Here is a 1640-nt window from a genome sequence, read left to right on the forward strand (position 1 = left end):
CCAAGCTTGATCTTTTGTCGGAGATAGGGTTTCTCCATAGAACCACGAGATAAGGAGTTTGGGCTGAGTAATAGGGTTTTATAAAAGTTAAGGGAATTTTGAAAGGGGGGATGCCGGAAACTCTGTTTATGCAGTGTCTTTTTCAGCAAAAGTGTTGTGGACGCTGACTAGGATAAACACCTGTTTCTGTCGTAGACTCACCATATCAAAAAATAAAATAATATAGAGGAGGATTTAATAATGTCTAAACTTGTACCACCACATGGCGGAAAGTTAACTCCAGTATTGCTCCCGGAAGAACAACGTGCTGAGGCTTTGGCAAAAGCTAAAACATTACCTGTAATTCGCATGACTTCTAGAGAAACTTCTGACCTTTTAATGATTGGTATGGGTGCATTTAGCCCATTGACAGGATTCATGGATAAAGCGAACTATGAAAGTGTTGTTGAAACAAAACACTTAACCAATGGTTTAGCATGGCCACTCCCAATCACTCTTTCAGTCACTGAAGAGCAAGCAGCCAGCCTCACTATTGGCATGGAAGTAGCCTTAGTTGATGATGAAACTGATACTTATTGCGGTATTTTAACGGTTAGCGATAAATATACGTATGACAAAGTCAAAGAATGCAAGGCAGTTTTCTTTACAGATGATCCTGTACATGACGGTGTTGTCAAAGTTATGGCTCAAGGAAATATCAACGTTGGTGGTTCGTTAGTAACGTTTAGCCAACTCGGATATGCTTCAAAATACGGCGATTATTATGCTACCCCTGCTCAAACTAGAGCAATCTTTGACGAAAAAGGCTGGGCAACTGTTGCAGCTTTCCAAACACGGAATCCTTTACATCGTTCCCATGAATTCTTATGCAAGATGGGTAATGAAGTTTGTGATGGACTCTTTATTCACCCAATCGTTGGAAAACTCAAAGAGGGCGACATTCCGGCTGAAACACGTCTGGAATGTTACGAAGTCCTGTTAAAAAATTATTTCAATGAGAAAAGTGTCGTGATGAAAGTATATCCAATGGAAATGCGTTATGCAGGACCTAGCGAAGCTATTCTTCACTCCATTTTCCGTCAAAACTTTGGTTGCAGCCACATTTTAGTAGGCCGTGACCATGCTGGTGTAGGCGATTACTATACTGCTTATCAAGCTCAAGAAATATTTGATCAATTCAAACCAGGCGAACTTCTCTGCCAGCCACTCAAAGTGACTGCAGCTATGTATTGCAACAAATGCGGTGGCATGACTACTGAAAAAACTTGCCCACATGGTAAAGAAGATCATCTGAAGATCAGTGGTACAAAGTTAAGAGCGATGTTAGGAGCCGGCGAAGTGCCACCTAGCAATTTCAGCCGCCCAGAAGTCTTGCAAATCCTGCTCAAATATTATTCCTCAAAGTAAGTTAATTGCTGGTAAGGAATTTTGCGCAGTGGATGCGTGAATTAGTGAAAAGACTCTTTTGTTGAATCAGACTTGATTATTCTGGTGAATACCGCATATCAGGGGTTTCCTTTCAGGTCACTAAGGTGTTGTTGATTCTTTAATTACAGCTTTTTTGAGTTGGAAGGTTCTCCTTTTAGGCGAAAAACTTAGATGTTATAAGTGATTCAAACGTAAAGAGGCTAATTCAATTT

Annotated in this window: 1 protein-coding gene; it reads left to right on the forward strand. The window is 40.5% G+C overall.

Translation table 11 applies throughout. From position 1 onward, the window contains the following. Nucleotides 1-240 precede the first annotated feature (240 nt). The gene (gene sat, locus DOT_RS13115; protein ID WP_009619451.1) at nt 241-1407 is read left to right on the forward strand and encodes a sulfate adenylyltransferase; all 1167 of its coding nucleotides are present in this window, start codon (nt 241-243) and stop codon (nt 1405-1407) included. Nucleotides 1408-1640: the final 233 nt, after the last annotated feature.

The sequence above is a fragment of the Desulfosporosinus sp. OT genome (assembly GCF_000224515.1).
Taxonomy (GTDB): Bacteria; Bacillota; Desulfitobacteriia; order Desulfitobacteriales; family Desulfitobacteriaceae; genus Desulfosporosinus.